This is a genomic window from Spirosoma agri, assembly GCF_010747415.1.
Lineage (GTDB): Bacteria > Bacteroidota > Bacteroidia > Cytophagales > Spirosomataceae > Spirosoma > Spirosoma agri.
The window spans coordinates 1309347-1335496 of record NZ_JAAGNZ010000002.1 but is presented as its reverse complement, the minus strand read 5'-3'; the positions used below and the strand labels follow the sequence as shown (position 1 = coordinate 1335496).

The following is a 26150-nucleotide window of genomic DNA, read 5'->3' as shown; positions in this document are numbered from 1 at the left end:
GCTACTGAACAGGCTCAGTTTTACGAAAAGCTCCGATACTGGCAACGTCGATCCAGCATCCTTCGCGAAGACTATGCAGGGCTGCCAGCGTCGTTTGTGTTGTATTGATGATCTCCGCAAAGGGAATTAATAACGCGTCATCAGCGCCTGCGCTCCCGGTTCTGACGTGCCGGATGAGCCGTTTCATCTGCTCGGCATGTCCTTTATCCTGCCGCCCCGACAGACGTGAAAAATTATTGACGCCGTAGCCGGTCAGACTGCGAAAATTATCTAGAATCAATGTCCGCTCCTGCGAATAAACTTCTATGCGTTCCTTGGCGTATGCTTTACTACCATTCGCAAAATAGTTGATAACACCCGTTGACCCGTTTTCGTAACGAAGCAGCAGCGAGGCCGAATCGCTCGTCTCGGAGGGTCGCTTTCCCATCGCGTTCATGCACACACGATCCACCCGGCTTCCGGTTAGGAAGGTAATCAGATCAACGAAATGGCAGGCTTCCCCCAACATACGACCACCACCCACAGTCCGGTCATGCACCCACGACGTAGCTGGAATAGCCCCCGCATTTATTGTGGCAATAACATTCATAGGCACCTCTGCCGATTGATCACCTCCTAGTAACGATTTCATTTTCAACGCATAAGGGGAGAATCGACGATTAAACCCAACCATTACGAGTCGTCCCGATTCTTGCTGCGCGGCAACAATCTGCGTTACGTCCTCATCACAGATAGCCAGCGGTTTTTCAACGAATACATGTTTCCCGGCGCGTAGGGCTTCGATTGTTAGTCGCGCATGACTATCGTGTCGGGTCGTGATAACGCAAAGGTCGATGCCGGGATCATCGAGTATCCGGCGATAATCGGTGGTCGCTTCGCTCAAGCCATATTTCTTGGCCAGTAATACCGCATTTAGTCCACCGGCACTGACAATCGTTTTAAGCGTGGCCCCAGCTGCCTTCAGAGCAGGTAGCAGTGTTGCCGCAGTAAAATTTCCCGCCCCAATTAGACCAACCGTACCTGGACTGGCTCTGTACGTCGCGTCACGAAGCTTGGTAACCGGAGTTAGGTTAATCGATTCGGGGTAATACATCAAGGACGCCATACCTACCTTACTCCCCTGCGCGATCGTGTCATAAATTTTACGGTAATCGGCGAAGGCAATACACTCCGTAATCAACGATTTGACATCCAGCTGACCCCGTTCTATTAGTTGTAGAATAGTCTGAAAATTCCGGTTCTCTGTCCATCGCACGAACGGCAACGGGTAGTCATGACCTTGTTGTTCATACGCATCGTCGTAGCGACCGGGTCCGTACGAGCACGATACTTGAAACGTCAATTCCTTCTCATAAAACTCAGCCCGATTCAGGGTCAACGCTACGACACCAATCAAAACGACTCGACCGCGTTTACGGCTCATACGGGCAGCTTGTGATACGAGTTCGTCCCCTTTCGCGGAGGCTGTGATCAACACGCCGTCTGCACCAACGCCATTCGTCAGGGCCAGCACTGCCTTGACCGGATCACCATCCGTACCCGACTGCAAAGCCAGAATACCCCGCTGACGAGCCAGTTGTAGTCTGGGTTCATCTATATCCAGCCCAATCACCCGGCATCCGTTCAACCGTGCCAGGTCGGCGGTGAGCAACCCGATCAGCCCCAAACCGATAACCACGACGGTTTCGCCCAGCGTCGGCGTCAACAGGCGAATGCCTTGCAAACCAATCGCCCCCATAACAGTAAAGGCGGCTTTGTCGTCACTTACGCGATCAGGAACGGGAACGACCAGATTGCGCGGCACACAGACAACTTCGGCATGTGGTCCGTTCGAAGCAACCCGGTCACCGATGCGCAGATCGGTAATGCCCTCCCCGACCGCCAACACCGTCCCAACATTACAATACCCAAGTGGCAACGGTTGATCGAGTTTTCGAAAAACCGCTTCGAGCGTCGGCAAGAAACCATCGCTTTGTATTTTAGCAATGACCTGTTTCATCTTGTCGGGTTGCTGCCGGGCTTTGGCAATTAAGTTCGCTTTCCCAAATTCGACCAGCATTCGCTCCGTACCGGATGATACCAACGACCGGCGTGTTTGAATCAATACCTGCCCCCGGCGCACCTGGGGTGCTGGAACGTCTTCAAGAACCGTTTCGCCCGTTTTAAGATTTTGTACAAGTTGTTTCATCGTTTTCGGTACGGGGGGAATAAGCCACGAAATAGGTCATCCGGGTTCTGTTCAGTGGCTACGAACGGGTTTCCAGTAATGCAGCCGCGATGCGCGTGGCTGCATTACCATCCCACAAGGGCGGAGTAAGACTTTGCTTTGCCCCACAGGTCAATATATCGGTTACGCGCTCACGAACGGAGTCCGGGTCCAGCTTGGCCAATAACTGATTCGTGCCCAATTCGACGGTTACGGGTCGTTCGGTTGACTGGCGCAGCGTCAGGCACGGAACCCGGAGGTAGGTGGTTTCTTCCTGAACGCCACCCGAATCGGTAATGACAATAGCCGCGTGCTCTAGTAAGTTTAAAAAGGCCAGATAGCCCTGTGGTTCCAACAGGCGAACATTCGGAATCATTGTCAAACAACCGAGCAGACCATACCTGACCAGATTAGACCGGGTACGGGGATGGACGGGAAACAGTACGGTTTTATCCCTGGCTACGCGCTCCACAATCGCCACGAGATTCGTCAGCCCGGCTTCGGTATCGACATTACCGGGACGGTGCATCGTCATAACAACATACCCGCCCGGTAGCAAACCCAATTGCCCGACGGTATTCTGCTCATTGGCCTTCATACGGGAATACGCCAGCGAATCAATCATTACGTTACCGACAAACCGGACCTTTTCATCGGCAATACCTTCTCGTTTGAGATTATCCAGCCCCGCTTGTTCTGTCACGAACAGCAGGTCGGCAATCGAGTCGGTCAGGATTCGATTGATTTCTTCGGGCATCTTACGATCACCAGAGCGTAACCCGGCTTCGACGTGCGCCACCCGAACGCCCATTTTATTGGCGACCAACGCACAGGCAAGCGTGCTCGTTACGTCGCCCACAACCAGCACCCAGTCAGGCTGTTCAGCAGTCAGTACGTCCTCAAATCTGAGCATAATTTCGGCCAGCTGCTGTACCTGCGTTCCTGTCGAAATGCCCAGCGTATAGTCCGGTTCGGGGAGGTCAAGCTCGCGAAAAAAGATAGCGCTCATGCGGGCATCGTAATGCTGACCGGTATGCACGATTTTCGACTCGATAGTTGGATACTGTCGAAAAGCGCGGTGCAACGGTGCGGCTTTGATGAAATTAGGGCGCGCTCCAACGACGGTAAGAATCTTCATGGTTCATTACTGGAAACCGGGCTCACGGGCCCGAACGTGGGGTTGTAGCCCTCGACACGAACAGGCCGGTTCGTGTCGAGGGCATCCTTTGTTTTGATGGTCAAGTAACCCGATTCCCAAACGATTTTGGTACTTTCCGCTACAGACGGATTTTTGAGCATTTGGTAACTGGTACAGATCGAGTGTTGATGGCCATGATCGCGGAACCAGAGTCGCCTGCGAATAACCCGCTCGCCAATATCCAGCCGTAACGCGCTGAAATCAGTGAGTGACGCCAGCAAATTTCCCCGGTGCGCATTCATCGTTTCGCGCACCCCTTCGAACGTGTGCCCCTTCGCCGAAAACGTAATCGTCCCGATCGACCCATCGCCAAATACATAGGAAACACTGATGTCACAGTCTGACTTACCGGAACGAGTTGGTATGATCTGGACAGGAAAACGATATTCTTCTGGAATCAGCCGCATTGTAAAATCAATCCAATGACACAGATTACCCAGAATACGACCACCTTCCAACTCGGCAAAGTACCAGTGATCGGCCTCGATCTGGTGTCCGGCCACGAACCAATTGATCAGAGCAGGACCCGTTTGTCGGGCAAAGTGGTCACTTAGTAATCTGCCCAGTGTGCTATCGGGTCGGTTGAAACCCAGTCGTACGCGTCCCGTATACCGTTGCATGGCATTGCAAAGCCGCACGAGCTGATCTTCCGTGACGGCGTGGGGCTTTTCGATGTGCACTGCTTTCCCGTTCTGAATGGCCCGTATCGCATAATCGGTGTGCGAAGCGTGGTTGGACGCGATATAGACCAAGGTAACAGCGGGATCGGTGAGGACAGCCTCCGCATCCGTCGTGTAGTAATCGGCCTGGTAGCGTTTTCCGAGCGAAATGGCTTTGTCCAGATCGGCGTCCATCACCCCCCGAATCACATCTCCGTAGTTTTTACAGACGTAGTAAGCGATGTTGGCATACGCGAATTTGCCACAACCAATGATGCCAACGTGTTTCAGGCTTTTTCCAGCTGGAACGGGTAGCGACTCCTGACCCGGAAACACGCGTTTCATGTGATACTGAGCGGCTATTTTCGTCCAGGTACGGCCAATGCCGTATAGTCGAACGTAGCGCACTGTTTTCCGAATCTTAAACGCAAGGGTCTGCCGGGTGTAATCCATTTTCGTAACGCGGGTGGAAACCCGCGATTTTTAGCCAGCTAGCGCGGGTTTCTACCCGCGTTACAAAAGTCTACGACTGAGTGTGCGTTGCGCGGCATCCCGATACAGTTGCTCCCATTGCCCCACATTGGCGTGAACATCGAATGTTCGACGGGCCAGCCGGGCCGCTCGTTGTCGATACAGTTGGTAGGCTTCGGCGGGCATCTGCAAATACAGGTCGATGATCCGACGCAACTCGGCGGGCTTGTTCGCTACCCAGTGCCCCGCCCGTTCGCTTTCGAGGAGTTGCCAGGGCGTTCCGGTTGAGGCTACCACGGGCGTTCCCTGCGCCAACGACTCGATGACAACATTCCCAAAATTTTCGGCATGCGACGGCAGAATCGTCAGGTAGGCGTCGGCATAGAGCTGCTCTTTCTGATCGCCCTGAATCGTCCCGACAAAATTCACTTTTCGGGACAGGTTCAATACGGTCGTCCGTTCGTGCAGGTAACTGAGGTAGTTGTTCGAGCCAGGCCCGGCAATTGTCAGTGTGTAGTCACTCTCCCGAAAGACAGTTGATTCGCTCAGTGCTTCGATCAATTGGTCGATGGCTTTGATGGGGTGCAACCGTCCGATAAAGAGCAGGTACTTGTTGGCGTTACGCTGGGCAACCGGCGGAATTTCCATTCTATTGGGGATAGCATGAACCACGACCTTCGCGCCAAATTGCTGGCGAATGTAGTCGGTTTCCGCAGCGGACGTTGCGTGGAAAACAAGGCCATTACTCACCATCCGGAACAGCCGAAGCAACACTTTTTTCAACCGGGGCCGATACACTAACGCACTTGGACTCAGTTCACCATGCGGTGACCAGACCAGGGGTTTACCCATCAGCTTAGCCGCAGCGACCAGAACAATGGAACTGGGATAAAATAGACTGTTAATGTGCACAACATCAGCCAGCCGCATCACCGATAGTGCGTACCAGATATGGTTGACCGGCACGTAGAAATGAGGATTTTTCGTGTAGATAACCCGCCCGCAATCCATATCTATCCACTGATCCAGCGACACCGCAGCCGGTAAATCCCGCGACGTAGCAACGGTGATCATCCGGTGACCCGCCCGCGTCATGGCTTTGGCCTGCCAGTAAATAGCGTTGCTCGGCCCACCCATCTGCGATGGATAAAACCAGTCAGCTGTTTGTAAAATCGTCATGAGGTATGGCCGGGGAGGGTCGTCATTCGTACCGCTTTACTCGTATAGCCCGTATAGGTTAGCAGGACAAACCGGATTGAGTACCAGATCAATTCATGCCCCTTGCGCGCCAGTTCGCCACTGGTGCACATGTGGCGAAACCGAACGGCCATATCGCTGCGAAACGTGCGAAACAGCGGTTTTGGCCTATACGTGTATCGCATCAGACGATCAGGCAGGTTACCATACCGGGCTATGGTTCGGGCGCGGAGCCAGAGGTCAAGGTCTTCTGTCCGGCGGAGTCGTTCGTCGTAGTAGCCACACCGATCAAAAAAAGTGCGCCGGAACATAACACTCGGATGAATGAACAGCGGGCGCAGATACCGCTGGCTAACGATGCGCTCATGATCGACAGGCAGAACGACTGATCCAATCCACCGCCCATTTTCGGAGATCAACTCCGTTGCTGTGCCAAGAACGTCGATATCCGGATGTGTCGTGAGATGGGCGACCTGTCGCGCCAGACGATCCGGCAGGCTGCTATCGTCCGCATCCATACGGGCAATAAACGGGGCACTGGCGGCCCGAATCGCCCGGTTCAGGCTATAGGCCAACCCCTGATTGACCGGATTGGTAAGCACCCGAATGCGGGTATCAAGTTGTCGGTACTGGTGGAGTATGATCGCGGTCTGGTCGTGACTGGCATCATCCACAATAATAAATTCAAAAGCCGGTTCAGTCTGTACCAGCATACTCTCAATGGCCTTAGCGACCGTTTTTTCGGCGTTATAACACGCCATGACGATGGATACACGCAACCGGTTCATAGTCTATAAGCGAGTCGTTTCAGGCGTCGGTAAGAGTAATCCAGTGTTGAGCGGCCCAGTCGCTGGATCGTCGATGTGGCGGGTGAAAAACCAGTTGCGTCGGATGCTTCGAGAGCCAGGCGGCCCACCAGCTAAACGTACTGACCGAATTAATGAAATGGCGGCAGCCCATCATCAGCTGAAAGTGAACGCCAACGTTGCCACCGACCGCTTCCTCGGATACGTAATGCACCGGCGCATCATTCACACGAACCTGTCGTCGGCACCAGTCTATATCGTCGGAGAAAACGAACAAAACCGGCTTCACACCCCGCCGAATCAACACCTGTACACCCTGCCGGATTTGGGCGGGCGTTAGTGTCGTTTGGTGGACATCGGTCAGAAAATCGGTTCGCCGAACGTGGACACAGACAGCCTCTACGGTGTTTATATGCTCAGCGAGTGCGATAGCCGGTCCGGTCAGCGGTGTGACAACGCGTAGCTCAGATCGTAACTCCTGCTGTATGGGTAAGAAATAGCGTTCGGATTGCCAATAGCCAGCCACGTAGCAATGAGAGGGCGCGGTCAGCAATACGCCCGCATCGAAACGGGCAGCGTCCTTTTCTACGACATAGCGCGGATTCAGCGACCGGCTGACTTTCCGGAGCAATCGGTGCCCATACTGTGCCGGTAAAAACGTCGACGGTTTCGTCACAAACGGCACATACGGAGCGACCTCGGCGGGTGTTGCGAACGGAACCGGCAGCCCGAATAGATCGAGTGCATAGGCTCGCGCGGTCATCGTCTGGTCATAGTTGCGCCCTTCCAGCACATGCAGATCAAGCTTAAGCGGCACATTATGCCGGTGGGCCAATGCTCGCCCGAATGCGTACTGAAACAGTTGATTGCCCAATCCCCCGGCTAGTCTGACAATAATCATAGGCTATAGGTAATCGAATAGATTTTCACCATTCAGCACTAGCACAACCACATTGAGCAGCAGCAAGGCCGCCAGCACAGTCACGGGCTGCACGTTGTAGTCGCTGATCCGGAAGAGGGGTGCGAAAAAGGGCATGAAAACCAGGATGTACATCAGAAAGCCGGTCGAACCGCCCAGAATGGATAGCGACATGATACCGCCATACGCAAACAGTCGTTTCGTGTCCTCGTCATGCCGCCAGAGTTTTAGAGGGTTGAGCAGCACTCGGAGAAATAGCCACAAACCAGTCATCCCCGCCGGAACGAACAACAGCAGTAGCAACCAGTTTCCCCCGTAGGCAATCGTGTTGACGACAACGCTATACTTATAGTACGGAAACGGCGACACAATGGCCATAACGTATTTGTAGATCGGCATCAACGGCCCTAGTGAGGCATCTTTGAATACACCGATCGTTTCGGTAGCAAACCGGGCATCGTATAATTGCCGAACGTATTGGTAGGTATATATCATAGCGCCGATCAGCACACCACCCAGAAGCACGTTTACGAGCCTGCGTTCAGGGTTGTGAAGGCGAACAATCAGGTAAAGTACGAAAAACGGCAGTAGCCCGGCTTTGCAAAAGAAGATCAGGCCAACGGCGACGAACAAGGCCAACAGCCGACTAACGGTTTGTTTCTGGAGACAGGCTTCAACGCTGATGAACAGCAGAAAAATGGCAAAGGCTGTGACGTGATGACGGGTTGGATACGACACTAAAGCCAGATAACCCGGTGACACGAGCATGAACAGGAAAATGGGGCATCGGTACCGCTCACCAATCACATCCCACTTGACCGTTAACGACAGCAGCAATCCCACCAACGCCACGTGCGTGTAGACCTGCGTGAGCTGATAAACAACCGAACCGGGCGCATCGAAAAACAGGTTTGGCAGAAAGGCGGTAGGCAGGAATCCCAGGTTAAGGTATTTGGGTCCGGCTAGGGCCATGAGTGCTAACAAACCCCGATAGTCATAGGTAGTCAGGCGAGGCAGGATATCGTCCATCACGGCGAAATAAGCGGGGCCATCACCGATCTCAAAAAAGTCGTAAACAGTGAACTGTTGGGATAGCCAGAAACAAAACAGCGGATAGATAAAAACCAACTTGGCCATCGGTTCGGCTAGTGTCCACGCGCAGTAGCCGCACAAGATGGAGCTGGCTAATACCGTAGCGGCCACTGGGTATTCCCGCAACCCGATCAGTACTAGAACGCTCAAAAGGATGCTACTGAACCACTTCATCATGCTTCGTTTTTGTTCGTAACTCGCGGACTATGTACGGTTTCATAATCGCCAGTAATCGATACCATCAGCCGCCGTTACGCTATACAATCCCTTCAGGTCCAGCAGGATCGGCACACCGTTCATCAACGATTTAAAATAAGGCACGTCTAGCCCCTTATATTCATCGTGGCCGACGGCCACAATAATGGCATCGTAGTTAGTCGAGGGCGTGTCCATCAACGTCATTCGATACTCCTGCGCCACTTCGTTCGGGGAGGCATGGGGGTCGATCAGGTGTACATTGATGGCGTATTTCATCAGTTCACGCACCAGATCGGCCACTTTTGAGTTGCGGATATCCGACACATTTTCCTTAAACGTGAGTCCCATCACGAGCACTTTCGTCTGCCGGGGATTCTTATCTCGCTGGAGGAACAATTGGGCGAGTTTGGTAGCGATATAGGCCGGCATACCGTCGTTGATTCGTCGGCCAGAGTTAATAACCTGCGGGTCATAGCCCAACTGACGCGCTTTGTAAAGCAGATAGTAAGGATCGATACCGATGCAATGGCCGCCCACCAGTCCGGGCGTGAAGGGCAGGAAATTCCATTTAGTACCAGCCGCTTTCAGGACCTCGTGCGTATCGACGCCCATTTTATCGAAAATGATCGACAGCTCGTTCATCAGCGATATGTTCAGGTCACGCTGTACATTTTCAATCACTTTAGCCGCTTCGGCGACTTTGATCGTCGGAGCCTCGTAGACACCCGCCCGAATGATGGCTCCGTAAACAGCGGAAATTTCCCGCAATGCTTCCGCGTCGTTGCCCGATACGATTTTAAGAATGGTCGATAATGTACGCTGTTTATCGCCGGGATTGATGCGTTCAGGTGAATAGCCTACTTTAAAATCGCTTCCCAGTGTCAGGCCCGACTGGTGTTCGAGCGTCGGAATGCAATCGTCTTCCGTGCATCCCGGATAAACCGTCGATTCATAAACCACGTAATCACCGGGTTTTAGAGCGCGGCCAATGGCCTCCGAAGCACGCTGGAGCGGTTTCAGATCAGGAACTTTGTATTCGTCAACGGGTGTCGGCACGGCCACGACAAAAAAATGGGCCTGTTTTAATACCTCCGGATCAGCCGTGAATAGGATGTTGGCCTGGGCAAACGCGTCAGGTGGTAATTGGCGCGACGGATCTTCGGCTCGCTGCATCATCGCCACTCGATCCGCGTTGGTGTCGAAGCCAATCACCCGAAACTGTCTGGCAAATTCAAGCGCAAGTGGCAGGCCGACGTAGCCCAGACCGATCACGGCAATTTGCTTCTCTTTCTCCTTCAATGCGTTGAACAAAGGCGTAGTACGTTATGACATTCAAATCAACGGTTCATTTAATAAGCGTATGATCGTATCGATCAACACCGGTCAGAGTATAGGTTTCACTCCGCTACCAGCGCCCGTAACCAGCCGATCGGGTTAGCGCGTCGGAGAACCAGATACGTCATACCAACGCCCAAACCCACCATTGCATACACCAGCACCATCAGCGTCCGCTTCGGCGATATCCGCACGCGGGGAATTTTAGCGGGTTCGAGCACTTTGAAAACGGGCGTCCGTTCCTGCACCTTGAGCTTTGCCTGCTCAAACTGCCGCGACAGTTCGGTGTAAACCGTCTGTGCAATCATCAACTCGGCTTCTCTGCGCTGCTTTTCCATGGTAGCGGCCTGCACGACAAAATTTTTGTGCTCATCATCATACCGAAATACACCATACTGCGCCAGTTGATACCGCTTCCGGGCTTCGTTCAATTGCCGGGTGTAAAACCGTAAATCCTGCCGGGCTTTTTCGGTTCGATAACTCGTCACGTACTGCGTCAGGTAGTTCATCGCCAACTGAGCAGCTGTAGCGGCAACACGGGCATCGGGCATCCTGGCCGTAATCGTGATCACCCCCGAACGGGTGTCCAGCTTGGCATGGACTCGTTTACCCACATCTTCGATCAGCTTCTCCTGTCGACGGCTTAGGTTCAGCGGCTGATCAATTTGTTGATCGACCGGCTTGGTATCGCCCGTTTTTTCGGCGCTGAACCAATCCCCCAGCGACCAGTTGTCGGCAGGCCATAATAAAGCCGCGATTGTAGTCATCTGGCCATTCGTCTGCGCTACAGCCTGATCGAGTAAGTAGAGGACGAAGGGTGTACTTTGCAGCACGTTCGGGTACAGATCCGGACGGACGGCATCAACCTCCTCCGCATCGGACAGATCGAATCCCGAAAATCCGGCGACGGATGCCAGTCGTTTAAACACGCCACCGTCACCGCTGTTCATTTCCGGCATAATTCGGGCTTCGGAGACAAACTCCGGCGTCGTCAGTAACGCAACGACAATACCCAGCAGAGTAAACAGGATTACGACCAGTCCCAGCCGCATTCGGCCCTGCCAGGCAAGCCTGATCAGGGACTTGGCTGACAGATCGGTTGGGGGCATACGTGGTAAATCCTGCTTCACGGTACGATTTGGTCGGGTTAGTCGCTTAGTTTGAAAAAAGGCGTAACGCGGTCAATACAACGGCGGCAGCGGAAGCGATAACACTCAACATGGCAGTGCGTTCGGCGGGCGATGTCTTGCCGGATTCCTTTGGCGACTCCGCCGGAACGATGATTGTCATGCCCCGCTCCGGTGTCGGAAACCGATGAATACCCAATACGGATTTAGTCGGTCTGATTTTGCCATTGGTAGCAATGACGTAGGTTTTTCGACGGATAGCCTTTTTGGTGAAGTTACCCGCTTCGGCGATGTAATCGCGAAATGAGTTAGCCGGGTTGTACTCTACGGTTATCGGATTCAGCACCTCACCGCGAATTCGAACCAGTTCAACCCGGCGCGGAATGGTCAGTGAATCCCCATCGTCGAGCAGAAGATTGCCCGGATCCGCCGGATTATCGAGAATTTTACGCATATCGATTGACACGACTTCCCCCTTGCGCGTGAACCGGGCTGCTGGCAAATAGGCATCGGGTTTGAGGCCACCAGCCCGAGCGATCAGGTCCGCTACCCGATCCGTCGTGGTACGAATGGCGTACGAACCGGGGTAGAACACGTCTCCGCGTACAATAGCTCCTTTCTGGTCTTCGTAATGGGGCGAACGACGCACAAATACCTCATCGAAAGGCTGTAACGTGAGTCGGGCATCGGCAGGATTCAAGCGGAGATTGGGATCAATGTCAACGGCGATCAGACGAATCGTCTGTCCGTTGGGTAAGTCGGTGGTATCGGTTCCGACCCGTCGGGCAATCTCCATCCGGGAAGCGATGGCCCCTTCCGAAAAGCCACCCGCCAGTACAATCAGATTGGCAACCGTCATACTATCGGCAAACGCAAACGTGCCCGCCTTATTAACTTCACCCTTAATCGAAACGGTACGATTTTGCCGAAGCTCGCTGATCGTGTGAATGGTTACGATATCTTCGCGATGAAGCGGTATGTCCGCAATCTCGGCCCGTACGACTTTACCAATATCGACCGAAATAAGCGCCGGATCGAGATTCGGACGAAGACGCCGGATGGTCGCGCGGTTCAGAAACGCGTCCTCCCGAAGTCCTTCAGCACTGCGAATAAGCTGTTTCAGCGTCGGGTTCTTTTCCAGCGAAAAATCACCGGGCCGAAACACGGCACCTCCAATTGTCACGTTGTTTTCGATTCGGTTCAGAATAACGCCAACCGTGTATCGATCGCCCGGTTTAGGGATAAAGTTGGTTACTTCCTGGGCTGAAACCGTACGTAACTGTTGCTCGGTCGACGTATTGCGCAGCACGTTGATGGACGCGGTGTAAGCGCGGTCGGTGTAGCCCCCGGCAAAATTCAGCAGGGTTTGGAGCGTTTCACCCGGTTTGATTTCGTACAAGCCGGGTTGCTTCACTTCGCCCGCCAGCTCGACGCGCGTGCTGTACTGATCCACGAACACAATATCCTGATCGAACAACCGAATATTGTCTTTCTGGTCGGCCCGCAGCAGAAAGTCGTATACATCAAGCGTTCGCACAAGTCGGTTGCTCCGGTATACCCGAATGGACCGAAACGAACCGCGTTCGGGCGACGGCCCACCCGATGCATAGAGCGCATTGAATACCGACGCCAGCGACGATACTGTGTAGGTACCGGGCCGGACGACTTGCCCCAGCAGCGTTACATTGATGCTACGAATATTCCCAAGCGTAACCTGGGCATTCAGGCCGCTTCCCGCCAGATTCAACCCCCGATACAGCGTTCGAAGCCGACCAACGATGCGCTGTTCAGCCTGCTCAATCGTCAATCCGCTCACGTGAACAGGTCCCAGATTTTCGATACGGATGCTTCCTTCGGGGCTTACTTTAGGCCGGTAGGTTTGTTGTGCATTGCCATACACGTCGATTATCAGTTCATCGTCGGGCCCGAGCTGGTAGTTACGGGGCGTTGGCATCCGCAGGTTCGGTTCGAAGGTAAGGTTTGTCGTCGAAAAGAGGGATGCGCCAAAAACAGCAGATGCACTACGGGTCGGCGGTGATACGGGTAGTACTGCCGGCTCACGTACTTCAGTCCTGTCTATCCTGCCAGTCTCGTTGCTACCCGTCATTGGCTTCGGTGGTCCTTCCGCCCGTTCATTAATTCGCTGACGCATCCGGGTGATATCGGATTGGGTAAAGCCCTGCTTCAGCGCCAGTTGTTCAAGTTGCGCATCTGACATACCGCTACGTTGTGCCTGCTGGACAAATCGCTGCATTTGTTCATTCGTCAGCTTATCTACCGATTGGCCTGATGCGCGGAGTATTGCCATAAGACCCAATAGGAGTAAGACACCGTAAAAACGCAGAGCCGTCAGGCGGATGAGTAACACCACAGTTAATTAAAGACAGTGTATTGTATCGAAGCTGCGGTTTTCAGCTACAGAGTTACCGCCCAAAACCGCAACATAGACACAGACGAATTTTGCATAAAAAAGTCTCCGTTTCGGCGAACAAACGGAGACTTTTTCCAAAAATGAAGCAAAGCAACGTATCCCTGACCTATAAGCGCTGCATTAATTTGGGGATTATCCCGTTCTTCCACGCCACGAAATCACCAGCCGCAATGTGGGCGCGCGCCTGTCGGACGAGCCACAGGTAGAACGTCAGGTTATGCAAACTGGCAATTTGTCCACTCAACAGCTCGTCGGCCTTGAATAGGTGGCGCAGGTACGCCTTGGTGTAAAATGTACTGGCGTATCCCCCTAGTCCGGGATCGATGGGACTAAAATCGCGGCTCCATCGTTCGTTCTTCATATTCATGATACCCTCCGTAGTGAACAGCAGCCCATGGCGGGCATTCCGTGTCGGCATCACGCAATCGAACATATCGACACCCAGCGAAATGGCTTCCAGAATATTGGCGGGTGTGCCAACACCCATCAGGTAGCGCGGCTTGTCGACGGGCAGGATGCTGTTGACCAGCTCGATCGTCGAATACATTTCTTCGGCTGGTTCACCCACTGCCAGACCGCCAATGGCATTGCCTTCGCGCTCTTTTGAGGCAATGAACTCGGCCGATTGCCGTCGCAGATCCGGATACGTACTTCCCTGAACGATGGGGAACAACGTTTGCTGGTAGCCGTAATGGCCTTCGGTTTCGTCGAAACGGCCAATACACCGATCGAGCCAGCGGTGGGTCATCTCCATCGACTTCCGGGCGTATTCGTACTCGCAGGGGTATGGTGTACATTCATCGAACGCCATAATGATATCGGCCCCGATTGTCCGCTGAATGTCCATAACCCCTTCGGGCGTGAAACGGTGATTCGACCCGTCGATGTGCGATTTAAACGTAACCCCTTCTTCCTTGATCTTCCGCGTGTTCGAGAGTGAGTAGACCTGATAGCCGCCAGAATCAGTCAAAATAGGCCGACGCCAGCCGTTGAACGCGTGTAGTCCACCTGCCTGACCCAACACGTCCAGACCGGGTCGCAGGTATAGGTGGTAGGTATTGCCCAGAATAATTTCGGCATTGATGTCCGTTTCGAGTTCGCGCTGATGGACGGCCTTCACCGTACCAGCCGTTCCGACGGGCATAAAAATTGGTGTCTGAATTGGCCCGTGATCGGTCGTAAGTGTACCCGTGCGGGCTTTCGACTGCGGATCGTGGGCAGTAATGGAAAACGTCATACCACAAAGATACGAGGAAGCGAGGGAGGTGGGCAAAGAAATGGATGAGACAGGCGCAAGTCGTTCTTTTTCAATCTCTCCCATTCTCCCCTTTTCCCTTATCTTTGCGCTTTCAGTCAGAGAACCATTCACTTAACGAGTACATCTCCCCTTTCTTTGTGATCACGGCGTTGCTGATAACCTGGCTAGTGATGGTCAGCATTCAGCTTATTTACATTCTTTTCGTTTTTTCCCGAACAGCATTTGAAAACGGCAACGTCCCCGCAGAAGGCCGGGTGGCCGCATCAGCCGACCAGCAGGGTGTCACCATTATCGTTTGTGCGCGCAACGAACTGGAAAACCTAACCGAGCTACTTCCCCTGCTTAATGACCAGCACTATCCAGCGTTTGACATTCTGGTGATGGACGACCGCTCTACCGATGGCACGACGGCGTTTCTGGAACAGGCAAGCAAGGAGCTGAGCCAAGTTCGTTTTATACGAATCGACAAGGAGTACGAACATATTACACCGAAAAAATATGCCTTGACGATTGCACTCAAACAGGCAATACATCCCATTGTTCTCTTAACCGACGCGGACTGTCGCCCGGCCTCAGCCGACTGGTTAGCGGGTATGGTTGCCCCACTGGTTTCGGCGGACAAAAAAATCGTGTTGGGTTTTTCGCCTTATTTCCAGCGACCGGGCCTCTTGAATCTGCTCATTCGTGCGGAAACACTTTTCACGGCGGTGCAGTACTTCTCACTGGCTTTAGCGGGTCGACCATACATGGGTGTGGGGCGCAATCTAGCCTACAGAACGCAGCTATTCTTCGAGAATCGAGGCTTTTATACCCATAAAAACGTGGTTGGGGGCGACGATGATTTGTTCGTCAATGAAGTAGCAACGGGCCGAAACACAGCCATTTGCCTCAATCCGGACACCTTTACGTGGTCGAATCCGAAAGAGACATGGGCCGACTGGCGACGCCAGAAAGAGCGGCATCTAAACGTAGGTAATTATTACAAACCCGGCCATAAGGCTCAACTTGGCTTGCTGATCGGCTCCTATGTGCTTAGCTGGGTTCTGGGGCTGGTCGTTGGGGGTACGCTTCTAGGGTATGCACTTGGTCACCACCCACTCTCAGAGAATGAACGGCTACTTTTGCGGATCGCGACCGGTGCTTTTGCTGGCCGGATACTGGCCTTCTGGGGAATTGTCGGACGGATCAGCTATCGTCTGGGTCATACCGTCCACTGGGCACTTATGCCCGTGATGGACCTGACACTGGCGGTATATTATGGTATCGCAGGGGCAAAAACGCTCGTCACCCGACGCAAAAAACGAATTTATTGGCGATAAAGCAGTCCGAACAGCTACATTGTCCGTTATGATTACTCGCTGACTAGTCAGCAACGTATACACGAACGCAGCTCCAGACCACCAACAGAATGAACATTGATATTTTATTAAAATACTTCCCCGGTTTAACCGAACAGCAGAAGGAACGCTTTGCCGCTCTAGATGGCCTCTATCGTGATTGGAACGCTAAAATCAACGTAATTTCCAGACAGGATATTGATGCCCTCTACGAGAAGCACATTTTACACTCACTGAGCATTGCCAAGATTGTGCAATTCAAACCGGGAACGGAAGTTCTGGATGTTGGAACGGGGGGCGGTTTTCCGGGTATTCCGCTGGCTATTCTGTACCCCCTTGCAGACTTTCATCTGGTAGACAGCATCGGCAAAAAGATTAAAGTGGTACAGGAAATCGCCGATGCGCTTGGCCTCACTAACGTAAAGGCCGAACAGGCGCGCGTTGAACAGCTCAACACCTCCTACGATTTTATTGTGAGTCGGGCTGTAACCCGGTTAAAGCCGTTTTTGGGCTGGGTTCGCTATAAAATCCACAAATCAGGCAACAACGACCGGCCCAATGGTGTTCTCTATCTTAAAGGGGGTGATCTGTCCGAAGAATTGGCCGAAGTACCTGATCGTTATCGGGTTTACGATTTGTCTGACTACTTTGATGAACCCTTTTTCGAAACAAAAAAAGTAATATACGTCCCTAAAAAATAACCGGGGTTCAGCTATCATGGCAGAAAAATTTCACAGCAGCAGTTTTAAAGACCCCATCAACCGCGACGAAGTTGAATTCAGCGACAAGGGGGTGACGTTTCGGGTTCGGAAGTTGATAGGCGGCACCGACAACTTTGTTTTCTACTCCGATATTTCGGGGGTTGAGATTGATAATGGCTTGTTTTTCTCCACGGTGCGGGTCATTCCGCGTGCCCGTCCAGAGATTGTCATCAATAACTTCACGAAGGGTGATGCCCGTCGAATCAAAGACTTGATCTTGCAAAATGTACCCAATCATCGCCCTGATGCTTTTGGCGGCCCCACCCAAGGTGGTTATTCAACGCGATAACCATTTTTTTTGAATCAGACTTTAGGCTGACTATCACAGGGTTGAGCAGCAGCCAAAAATTTTATCAGTATCTAGCCGCATTTTTTTACAAAAACTACTTGCGTGGTGTCATTCTCTGCGCTACTTTTGCACCACGATTCCCGAATAGCTCAGTCGGTTAGAGCATCTGACTGTTAATCAGAGGGTCGCTGGTTCGAGCCCAGCTTCGGGAGCAAAAAGCCTCAAAACGTCTGTTTTGGGGCTTTTTTATGCTGCACACATCATAAATTTATTCTGACCTGGATTGACGAATTATTTCAAATAGCCATTTATAAATGGTTTCATACCTGTGCAATGCTTGATGAATTGGCTTCTTAGCTCATAGCCACCTTTATCGTTACAAAACCCAATAGAGGAGTACTGTTTTCTCTTTACATAGTAGTGAATCTCTTCCAACTACGTGACGGTGTTCAGGACCATCTACACCTATACTGTATAAAGCTTCATTCTACCTGATACTGCACGATTGTCTCCTATTGTCAAGACCGTTGATCCGCTACAAGCAGTATTCTATAAGACATTCTCTTGGTTGATGGATGCTTTCCTCTCAAGATTGGATGCTTGCTGCAACCCATTCTCATTAAATCACAAGCGTTGAGTTGCCACGGGCTCACCTGTTTTTTTACTTTCTAATTAGTTGACATTTATCTAGCCTCTTCACTCAGCGACTTCAGGTATATATCCGATTTCTACCCATACAGCGGCTATAACTCACATCGATTCAGCTAAGCGTCTGTGACCTATGCCTTAACCGGCAAAAGCGGATCATGAACTTACAGACAACGAGTTGGTAAACAACTCGATACCAGTTAGGGAAATAATGCAGTTTTTGATAGTTTTACCTGGTCAGCATTCCAGTTATTTGTCTTACTGACTAGCTTATTCGTTAGACCGTGTTACCTACCACACCATTGCCATCATTAAATCTAAACATGATCATTTATCGTATCTACAATCTACTCCACAATACGTTCAGATGGACACGATTCATTTAATAGGCGATTCGCACCCCGTGCGTATTGATACTATTATGTGGCTGGAAGGCGAAGCCAATTATACCCGCGTACACTACCAGAAGGGCACGTTCACGCTGGTGACACAGCCTCTTCACTGGTTCGAGCAGCATCTTAATTTTATTCGGGTTCACCGCTCGGCCATCGTAAACCCAATTTACGTTCGTGAGTTTAAACAAAAGCGGGGACGATCGGGTTGGGTTCGTATGATCGACGACACGGTAGTTCCTGTATCTCGGGATCGGCTTGAAAATACAGCCATTCAACTCACCCTAATCGGCAATCAAAAACCCCCATTTGACGATAAATAATGGCCCTACCCAGGCCCTCTATAAAGATTTCAATCCTCCTTCCGCTCTTTTGTACCCATCACAATCCATTAATTTAGTTAACACATCTGCATTTTAGTAAATAAAATATATACACCCTTCCTATTAGGTATCTATGTTCACCAAGCCCTGCCGAAAGGGCTTGCAAGAGGGCAAATTGGCCCGCCAGCACATCGTGCGTAACTTTGAGATAGCTCAAGACGGCATGTTTATACATGTCTTTATCTATTACTCAACGGCTTATCACGGTCGCTAAACGCTTTTTGATTTATGAATGCACCGGTGCTTCTTTTCGCCTACAAGCGCCCCGCCGAACTCGACGCCACACTCCAGGCTCTTCGGAAAAACCACTTAGCATCGCAAAGCGATCTGTACGTGTTTATCGACGCGCCTAAGCGTCCCGAAGATGAACCCAAAGTTGCGCAGGTTCGGCAATTGATCGATGAGTTTACGGGATTCCGTACAATTCACCGCGACTATGCCGAGACGAATATCGGTTGCGCCAATTCGATTATTCGGGGGGTATCCCAGGTTTTAGCGACACATCCGTCAGCTATCATCGTGGAAGATGACATTGTGACCGCACCGAACTTTCTGGATTTCATGAACCAGGGTTTGATGCAATATGCCAACAACCGGCGTGTTTACTCCGTGGCTGGCTATACGCTGCCCTTTCATCGTCCGACCGGCTACCAGTCAGATGCTTACTTTATTCCTCGCCACAGTCCCTGGGGATGGGCTACCTGGTCCGACCGCTGGCAGTCTGTCGATTGGGACATGACGGATTATCCGGCCTTTAGCGAGGATCGGCAGCAGCAGAAAGAGTTTATGCAGGGCGGTTCAGATTTGGTCGGTATGCTGCGCGATCAAATGGAGGGCCGGGCCGATGCCTGGGATATCCGCTTCTGCTACAACCGATTTAAGGAAGGCGGTTTGACCGTTTACCCTACCATCTCGAAAGTCGAAAATATTGGATTCGGTAAAGACGCTACCCATACGGACATCTACAATCGCTACAAAACCAAGCTCGATGACGGTGTTCAGCGCACGTTTACGTGGCCCGATACAATCGAGAATACCGCTTATTATCATCGCCAGACATTACGGCACTACAGCATTCCTACCCGGATCTATAATCGGTTAAAAACAATGGCCGGTATACGCTAATAAAACCGGTTAGCGATTGCGATTCAACAGTACGCATACTTACAAATAACAGTTTGGTTATCAGCCTATTGTTTACTCAACACTCAACGTTATGAAGCATTCACACCTGCTTCAGTTCGGTCTATTTGCTCTTGCAATCACCGTACTGGCTCATTGTAAAACGCCGGAACCGGAGCCTGATCGGGTTGTGCAACGGGAAGACACACTCTCGATCGTCTCACTGCGCTCTCTAAATTCCAATCAGATCCCCAGCAGTGTTCGCATTACAGATGCCGGTCATGAGGGAACGTTCAGACTAAGTGAGGCAGACTTCAGCAGTCCCGATAATACCGGCCTTGTTCTGGTGACTTTTAATGGCCACCGGTATATACGGGAGTTCTCGGGGCCAGCCAGTGTAACCTGGTTTGGCGTTAGTACATCGGACACCGACATAGGCCCAGAACTGGAAATGGCGATAAAAGCTACGGATAATCTGGTTATTCCCGATGGGCAATATACCCAGTTGACCGAAGTTCATTTACGGAGCAATATGACCATTCAGGCAAACGCGGGTAAGGTACTTATCACGCTGCCTCAGTCGTACATTTCGTTCGTCAATGACCCGAACCCGGATATTCACCTAGACCATATTCTGATCGATGGGTTGTCATGGAACGTAACCTCAAGGCAGAATGGTCGGTATGGCACTATTTATATCGACGGCCCTTCGGTCACTGATTTCACGGTGCAGAACTGCACAAGTACCGATGTGGCCGCTAAGGACAGTACCAATTGGCTGACGCTAAAAATTCAGGCGGGCAAGACCGCTTCCGGTATCGTTGTCCGCAATAACAACGTCCAGGCAAAGCGTATGGCCTGCGAAATTTTTAACCACGACAACTATAATAGTTACGCAGGCAAAACGATCACCGTCAGTGGTAACAACTTCCACGACTGCCACTTTGGACTCTCACTATCAGGACCTTTATCGGGGCTTACCGTCAACAATAATTACATCAAAAACTGTAGTCTGTTTGGCATCGAGATTGCCGGTGCCGCTCAGAACGTAACGATCACGAACAACAAATTTGAGGGCGTATTCGACAAGTTTCTCGAAGGCTCCAATGATGGCGATGGCAACGGATCGATCGTTGGCGGCATGGTCATCACCGGCAATACTACCGTAGGCGTGTGTCAGGGAGGTGTGCAGCTGCACAATGGGGGCGCTACTCAGTTCAGCAAAAACGTGTTTAAGATGACAGGTATGCTGGAACTTTTGCACTCGACCGCCGGTGGAACATTCTCCGAGAACGTGATTGAAAGCGCGGCCAACAAAGCCGTAATCTGCGACAACACGCCGAACAACACATTTACCAACAACACCATTTCCAATAAAAGCAGCACTGAAAATCAGGCGACATTTATGGCGTATGGCAGTGGCGCAACGAACACCGTGCTCACCAACAATAAACTAATTAAAGGAAGCGGGGGCAAGTCATATGATGCCGTACTGGGAGCTAGTTGCCGGGCCTCCATGAACTATGATGAGGCTGGCAATCCAATTCCCTGATAGACGAAATTCCGCGAGTAAATTCGATCAAACCGCCAGTCAGCGCCAATGCTAACTGGCGGTTTTCGTTTCGATGAAGAGCGAGCGGTATCCGATGGTTTGTATCTTTAAGGTACGGCGTATCGCACATGGCTCGCTCTGATTAGTCCGCTCAGCGGGGTCACTGCGTTATCGAGTATTTATACGAGTTTTAGGCGATCAGTCTCATTTTATTTTATTCAATTATTTTTTATAAATTTTACCAGTTATCGCCAGTCAGAGCGTTTATAATTATTTATACAACAAATTACGTTAAAGTCATAAAGGTCCAAATAATCGAGTTAATTTCTAATCAGGTATTTAGCAGATACATTACAAAAAGGCTACGATTAGTTCTATATAAGTGTTACTACTTAGGTAAATTCTACAACTAAAGTAGATCAAAAATAACAATTATATATACAAAAATTCGATATCTCTATAAATATAAGCATTGTAGCTATCTCTCTGATCTTTTTGTCCTCAACGACTACCTTTCTACCTTTCGATTAGATAACACGGCAAGCGATACCTGATTCATCAATAACGTTTGTCGTCCACCGTCCAACTAGCTTCCTAATATTCCGGTCGTCCATCGTGCCGGTCTTCAGCGATACACAAAACACTGGAGAGCTTTCATTGAAACTAGTGACTACCAAATAGTAAGCAGCCGATGTAACAAATCGGCCGAACTGTTCAAGTAGTTGCCATTGCCATTCTTACACCTGTCCGATCGATACCCTACACTAGTGGGTCTGGTTCGAAAAGACAAAGTAAAGTTAATTGTACTCAACGTGATAAAAATAAAAGCAAAATTAAAAATAACTGTGTGGGGAGGTATCCTGGCGGGCCTGAGCTTACTGCTCTTTCTGGAGGGATGTACGTCGGCAAGAAAGCTGGTTTATTTTCAGGGTACAACGACGAAAGACGATACGCTGATGATACCGGAACCATTTGTACCAACCATTAAAAAGGGTGATCTGCTGTCGGTTCAGGTGAGTAGTTTAAATGCAGAAGCGTCAACCTATTTCAATCCGGCGGCTATGGCAGACGGTAGTGGAACAGCCGGACCATTAAATCCACTAGCTCGAACATCGGGCTATCTGGTGGCCATGGACGGAACGATCAAATTACCGTTAGTGGGCCAGGTGGCCGTGGCCGACCTGACAACGGCAAAAGCGGGTGAGCTGATCGGCACGAAGCTGAAAGCCTATCTGAAAGAGCCGACCGTTAACGTGCGAAATCAGAACTTCCGAATTTCTGTGCTTGGCGAAGTGACGCGCCCGTCGCTGTTCACTATTCCTAATGAGCAGATAACATTGCCGGAAGCACTGGGACTGGCGGGAGATCTGACAATATATGGTCGACGTGATAATGTGCTGGTTATTCGGGAAGAGGGGGGTCAACGCATTTTTGCTCGACTCGATCTAACCCGGCGTGATGCGTTCCGTTCGCCTTATTATACACTCCACCCGAACGATGTCGTCTACATCGAACCGGGGAAAGTACGAGTAACCAGCGTAGACAGGGCCTATCAACTGGCTCCTATCGTAACCGGTGTTTTGTCGATCATCGCCATCATTGCGACCCGTCGATAACGAGTGTCCACTTATTATTCAACGTTATTCTAAGTTCATATGTCCCAAAAAAATACCCACTCGTATGTGCCCTATCAGGTAGTAGAGCCAGCGGGGCCAAGTCTGCAGACGTACCTGCTTCCTTATCTCAGACACTGGCCTTGGTTCGTGTTATCTCTCGCGCTATCCCTCGCGGGCGCTTACGTTTTCCTGCTATACAAACAGCCTATTTATCGCATCCAGGCGAGTCTGTTGCTTCAGGACGAAAAACGGGGGAGTGGACAAGCCAACCCGCTCAAAGAACTGGAAACCTACTCGCCGAAGAAAGTCGTTGAAAATGAGCTTGAAGTGCTTCATTCGTCTACGCTCATGGATCGGGTAGTAACGAATCTGCACCTGGATACGCGGTACTATCGAAAAACGTCGTTCGGCAAGCGGGAAATCTATACCGAATCACCGGTCTGGTTACTGGTTGAGTCGGGAACACCGGCGTTATACGAAAAACCACTGGCCTTATCCTTCCCGGATAGTTCGTCCGTTCGCATCAATGACCGGACTTACCCACTCAATCAGCGGATCAAGACACCCTACGGCGATCTGCGCGTACTGACCCGTGATACGGTGAGCAAGCAGACACAGCCGTTGATAGCACAGGCGATGTCGCACGCTTCTGCCGTTGGCATGTACCAGGCAAACCTTAAAGCGGAACCAACCAGCAAAACATCGACAGTGATTCATCTCACGCTCGACGATGCTGTTCCGGCAAAGGGAGAAGCCATTCTGAACAGTTTGATCAACGAATACAATCAGGCGACTATCGTCGATAAGAACAAAGTAGCGGCCAATACACTTCGCTTCGTTGAGAATCGGCTTCATATGGTTTCCGGCGAACTGGCTTCGGTTGAACGAAATGTCGAAGATTACAAATCGACACAGGGTATTACGGATCTGGGTACACAGTCGCAATCGCTTTTGCAGACAGCGCAACAGAACGACGCGCAGTTGAATCAGGTAAAAATTCAGTTAGCGGCTCTCAATGATCTACAGACGTTTCTCGATAACCAATCGGACAAACGTGGTATGACTCCCGCTACAGTGGGCCTTGACGATCAGGTTTTGCTGAAGCAGATCGATCAGTTATCACAGCTTGAACTGACCCGTGACGAGCTGAAGGAGACGACATCGGATGAGAATCCAAGTTTGGTAAGAGTCGAGAATCAGATCAAGGCCACGAGAAACAACATCCGTCAGAATATCCAGACGATGAAGTCGCAGCTGACCAGTTCAAAGGATCAGTATACGGCTAAAAACGAGGAACTAGAAGGTGTTATCCGCACGATACCAAAGCAGGAGCGGACGTTGATGGATATTACGCGCCAGCAAACGATCAAGAACGACCTGTATACGTACCTGCTTCACAAGCGCGAAGAACTGGCTGTTTCGTTTGCCGCTGCCATTTCGGACAGTCGCACACTCGACGCAGCCAAAAGTAGCCTGGGACCCGTTAAACCGGTCGGTGTTGTGATCTACGCGCTCTTCGGACTAGTTGGGCTGTTATTGCCGACAGCTGCTATTGCCGGGAAACGGACGCTGAACACGCGGGTAACGCGTCGGGGCGATGTCGAAGAGCTTACGCAGGTGCCCATTCTGGGTGAAGTGATGAACAAGCGTCACCGCGATGTACTGGTTGTAGCTCCGAACAATCGCTCGGTCATTGCCGAACAGATTCGTACCATTCGTACGAACCTCCAGCTTGGTCGGCACGACTCTACCGAAAGTCAGGTTATACTGTTTACGTCCAGCATCAGTGGTGAAGGCAAGTCGTTCCTGTCCCTGAATCTCGGTGCCAGTCTGGCCCTGTTGCGTCAACCGACGGTTATTCTGGAAATGGACATGCGGATGCCGCGTCTTCATCAGCGATTTGACATCGACAACTCAGTTGGTCTGAGCAATTACCTGAACGGCGAAACGACGCTGGAAGAAATCCTGAAACCCGTTCCCGGTTACCCGAACTACTTCATCATACCGAGTGGTCCTCTCCCACCCGATCCGTCGGAGTTGCTGAGTGGCCCGCTGCTCAAGGTACTGCTGTCGACACTGCGTGAACAATTTCGCTTCGTCATCATTGATGCGCCACCGGTTGGCGTGGTCACGGATGCGCAAGTAGTAGCTCCCTATGCCGATAGTACACTGTTCGTCATTCGTCATGGTGTAACCCCCCGTCAGAGTCTGAAAATACTGGACACGCTTTACCGCGAACAGCGTTTTCAGAACATGAGCATCATTCTAAATGCAGTAGGCAGTGGTGATGCTTACCATTTTAATCAGCGCTACCGGAATAGCTACTCATACAAGTAAGACAACGGCGACGAGCTGGCTAACGTATAGCTGGCTCGTCGCTACCAACAATGAGTGACCCTGTTTATCAGAAGACTGAAAAGGCACCACACGTATACTAACTCAACGACTATAACTTTCATTTCTATGCAGGCTTCTACCGACGGCAAAACGGTTCAACTGTATTTAGACTACAATGTTCGGACACGGCATGGTACCCTAAGACTACTCGTCAATGGGATCAAAAAACGCCTGTTCGACATCTTGTTAGCTAGCTTTGTAACCGTCGCCATCCTTATTTGGCTGATACCTCTACTTGTTCTACTGATCAAGTTGTCATCACCCGGCCCCGCGCTCTTTGTACAGACCCGAACCGGGCGGAACGGTCGTGTCTTTCCATGTCTGAAATTCCGCACTATGTCTTACGTGGCCAACGCCAAGTTTGAGCAGGCTACCCGTAATGATATGCGCGTGACCCGCATCGGGAAATTCCTCCGGAAAACGAATCTCGACGAAATGCCCCAGTTCCTGAACGTATTGGTCGGCCATATGAGCGTCGTTGGGCCACGTCCTCACCCATTGCCGCTGGATGCGCAGCACTGGCACACCTTACCCGGCTATCGCGAACGGTATACGGTTCGGCCCGGCATAACGGGTCTGGCTCAGGCACGGGGCGCGCGGGGTGAGACAGCCGAACTCCATAAAATGCAGGTTCGGGTTCGATACGATCACCTTTACATCCGCAACCAATCAACCCGGCTAGACGCAAAAATCTGCTGGTGGACCGTAAAGGCGGCTGTCAACGGCAACAAAAACGCTTGGTAGTCAACCCCTTAC

20 protein-coding genes and 1 tRNA gene are annotated in these 26150 nt (G+C 51.3%); 10 read left to right on the top strand and 11 right to left on the bottom strand.

All coding sequences use genetic code 11. The features are described 5' to 3' along the window. Nucleotide 1: 1 nt before the first annotated feature. From GK091_RS22150 to tgt, 11 genes are all read right to left on the bottom strand, one after another. Nucleotides 2–2188: a bi-domain-containing oxidoreductase gene (locus GK091_RS22150; protein ID WP_164042074.1), complete on the bottom strand. Its 2187-nt coding sequence runs from the start codon at nt 2186–2188 to the stop codon at nt 2–4. Nucleotides 2189–2246: 58 nt separating this feature from the next. Continuing rightward, nucleotides 2247–3344, bottom strand: a complete 1098-nt coding sequence (wecB, locus tag GK091_RS22145; RefSeq protein ID WP_164042072.1) for a non-hydrolyzing UDP-N-acetylglucosamine 2-epimerase — start codon at nt 3342–3344, stop codon at nt 2247–2249. Continuing rightward, on the bottom strand, nt 3341–4516 hold the full coding sequence (locus GK091_RS22140) for a Gfo/Idh/MocA family protein (protein ID WP_164042070.1): 1176 nt from the start codon (nt 4514–4516) through the stop codon (nt 3341–3343). The genes wecB and GK091_RS22140 overlap by 4 nt, the downstream gene beginning before the upstream one ends. A gap of 60 nt (nt 4517–4576) precedes the next feature. Further along, nucleotides 4577–5713 carry a glycosyltransferase gene (locus GK091_RS22135; RefSeq protein ID WP_164042068.1) on the bottom strand — a complete coding sequence of 379 codons (1137 nt, stop codon included), beginning with the start codon at nt 5711–5713 and terminating at the stop codon, nt 4577–4579. Continuing rightward, entirely contained in the window at nt 5710–6519 is an 810-nt protein-coding gene (locus GK091_RS22130) for a glycosyltransferase (RefSeq protein WP_164042066.1), read from the bottom strand. Before GK091_RS22130 ends, GK091_RS22135 begins: the two co-directional genes overlap by 4 nt. Before the next feature lie 19 nt (nt 6520–6538). Beyond that, entirely contained in the window at nt 6539–7438 is a 900-nt protein-coding gene (locus tag GK091_RS22125; RefSeq protein ID WP_164042064.1) for an alpha-1,2-fucosyltransferase, read from the bottom strand. A 3-nt stretch (nt 7439–7441) separates the two neighbouring features. After that, nucleotides 7442–8725 (bottom strand): hypothetical protein, encoded by a 1284-nt coding sequence (locus GK091_RS22120; RefSeq protein ID WP_164042062.1) that lies wholly within the window; start codon nt 8723–8725, stop codon nt 7442–7444. Between the two features lie 39 nt (nt 8726–8764). Continuing rightward, nucleotides 8765–10057, bottom strand: coding sequence for a nucleotide sugar dehydrogenase (locus GK091_RS22115; protein WP_164042059.1), 1293 nt, complete (start codon nt 10055–10057; stop codon nt 8765–8767). 86 nt (nt 10058–10143) lie between these two features. After that, on the bottom strand, nt 10144–11211 hold the full coding sequence (locus GK091_RS22110; protein WP_317166338.1) for a GNVR domain-containing protein: 1068 nt from the start codon (nt 11209–11211) through the stop codon (nt 10144–10146). A gap of 25 nt (nt 11212–11236) precedes the next feature. Further along, on the bottom strand, nt 11237–13516 hold the full coding sequence (locus tag GK091_RS22105) for an SLBB domain-containing protein (protein WP_164042057.1): 2280 nt from the start codon (nt 13514–13516) through the stop codon (nt 11237–11239). Nucleotides 13517–13745: 229 nt separating this feature from the next. After that, entirely contained in the window at nt 13746–14876 is a 1131-nt protein-coding gene (gene tgt / locus GK091_RS22100; RefSeq protein WP_164042054.1) for a tRNA guanosine(34) transglycosylase Tgt, read from the bottom strand. A 104-nt stretch (nt 14877–14980) separates the two neighbouring features. Here tgt and GK091_RS22095 point away from each other — a divergent pair, with 104 nt between their 5' ends. The 10 genes from GK091_RS22095 (at nt 14981) to GK091_RS22050 (ending at nt 26138) form a co-directional block, all read left to right on the top strand. Beyond that, a complete protein-coding gene (locus GK091_RS22095) occupies nt 14981–16216 on the top strand; it encodes a glycosyltransferase (RefSeq protein ID WP_394351884.1) in 1236 nt (411 codons plus the stop codon). Nucleotides 16217–16305: 89 nt separating this feature from the next. Then, nucleotides 16306–16935 carry a 16S rRNA (guanine(527)-N(7))-methyltransferase RsmG gene (rsmG, locus tag GK091_RS22090; protein ID WP_164042052.1) on the top strand — a complete coding sequence of 210 codons (630 nt, stop codon included), beginning with the start codon at nt 16306–16308 and terminating at the stop codon, nt 16933–16935. 16 nt (nt 16936–16951) lie between these two features. Next, nucleotides 16952–17284 carry a hypothetical protein gene (locus tag GK091_RS22085; protein WP_164042051.1) on the top strand — a complete coding sequence of 111 codons (333 nt, stop codon included), beginning with the start codon at nt 16952–16954 and terminating at the stop codon, nt 17282–17284. A 138-nt stretch (nt 17285–17422) separates the two neighbouring features. Then, a tRNA-Asn gene (locus tag GK091_RS22080) sits at nt 17423–17496 on the top strand. Nucleotides 17497–18299: 803 nt separating this feature from the next. Then, nucleotides 18300–18647, top strand: coding sequence for a LytTR family DNA-binding domain-containing protein (locus tag GK091_RS22075; protein ID WP_164042048.1), 348 nt, complete (start codon nt 18300–18302; stop codon nt 18645–18647). A gap of 288 nt (nt 18648–18935) precedes the next feature. Continuing rightward, nucleotides 18936–19832, top strand: coding sequence for a glycosyltransferase (locus tag GK091_RS22070; RefSeq protein ID WP_164042046.1), 897 nt, complete (start codon nt 18936–18938; stop codon nt 19830–19832). A 91-nt stretch (nt 19833–19923) separates the two neighbouring features. Next, a complete protein-coding gene (locus tag GK091_RS22065) occupies nt 19924–21381 on the top strand; it encodes a right-handed parallel beta-helix repeat-containing protein (RefSeq protein WP_164042044.1) in 1458 nt (485 codons plus the stop codon). An 812-nt stretch (nt 21382–22193) separates the two neighbouring features. Continuing rightward, on the top strand, nt 22194–22997 hold the full coding sequence (locus GK091_RS22060; protein WP_317166337.1) for a polysaccharide biosynthesis/export family protein: 804 nt from the start codon (nt 22194–22196) through the stop codon (nt 22995–22997). A gap of 39 nt (nt 22998–23036) precedes the next feature. Beyond that, nucleotides 23037–25334, top strand: coding sequence for a GumC family protein (locus GK091_RS22055; protein WP_164042042.1), 2298 nt, complete (start codon nt 23037–23039; stop codon nt 25332–25334). Between the two features lie 126 nt (nt 25335–25460). Further along, nucleotides 25461–26138, top strand: coding sequence for a sugar transferase (locus tag GK091_RS22050; protein WP_164042041.1), 678 nt, complete (start codon nt 25461–25463; stop codon nt 26136–26138). Nucleotides 26139–26150 lie beyond the last annotated feature (12 nt).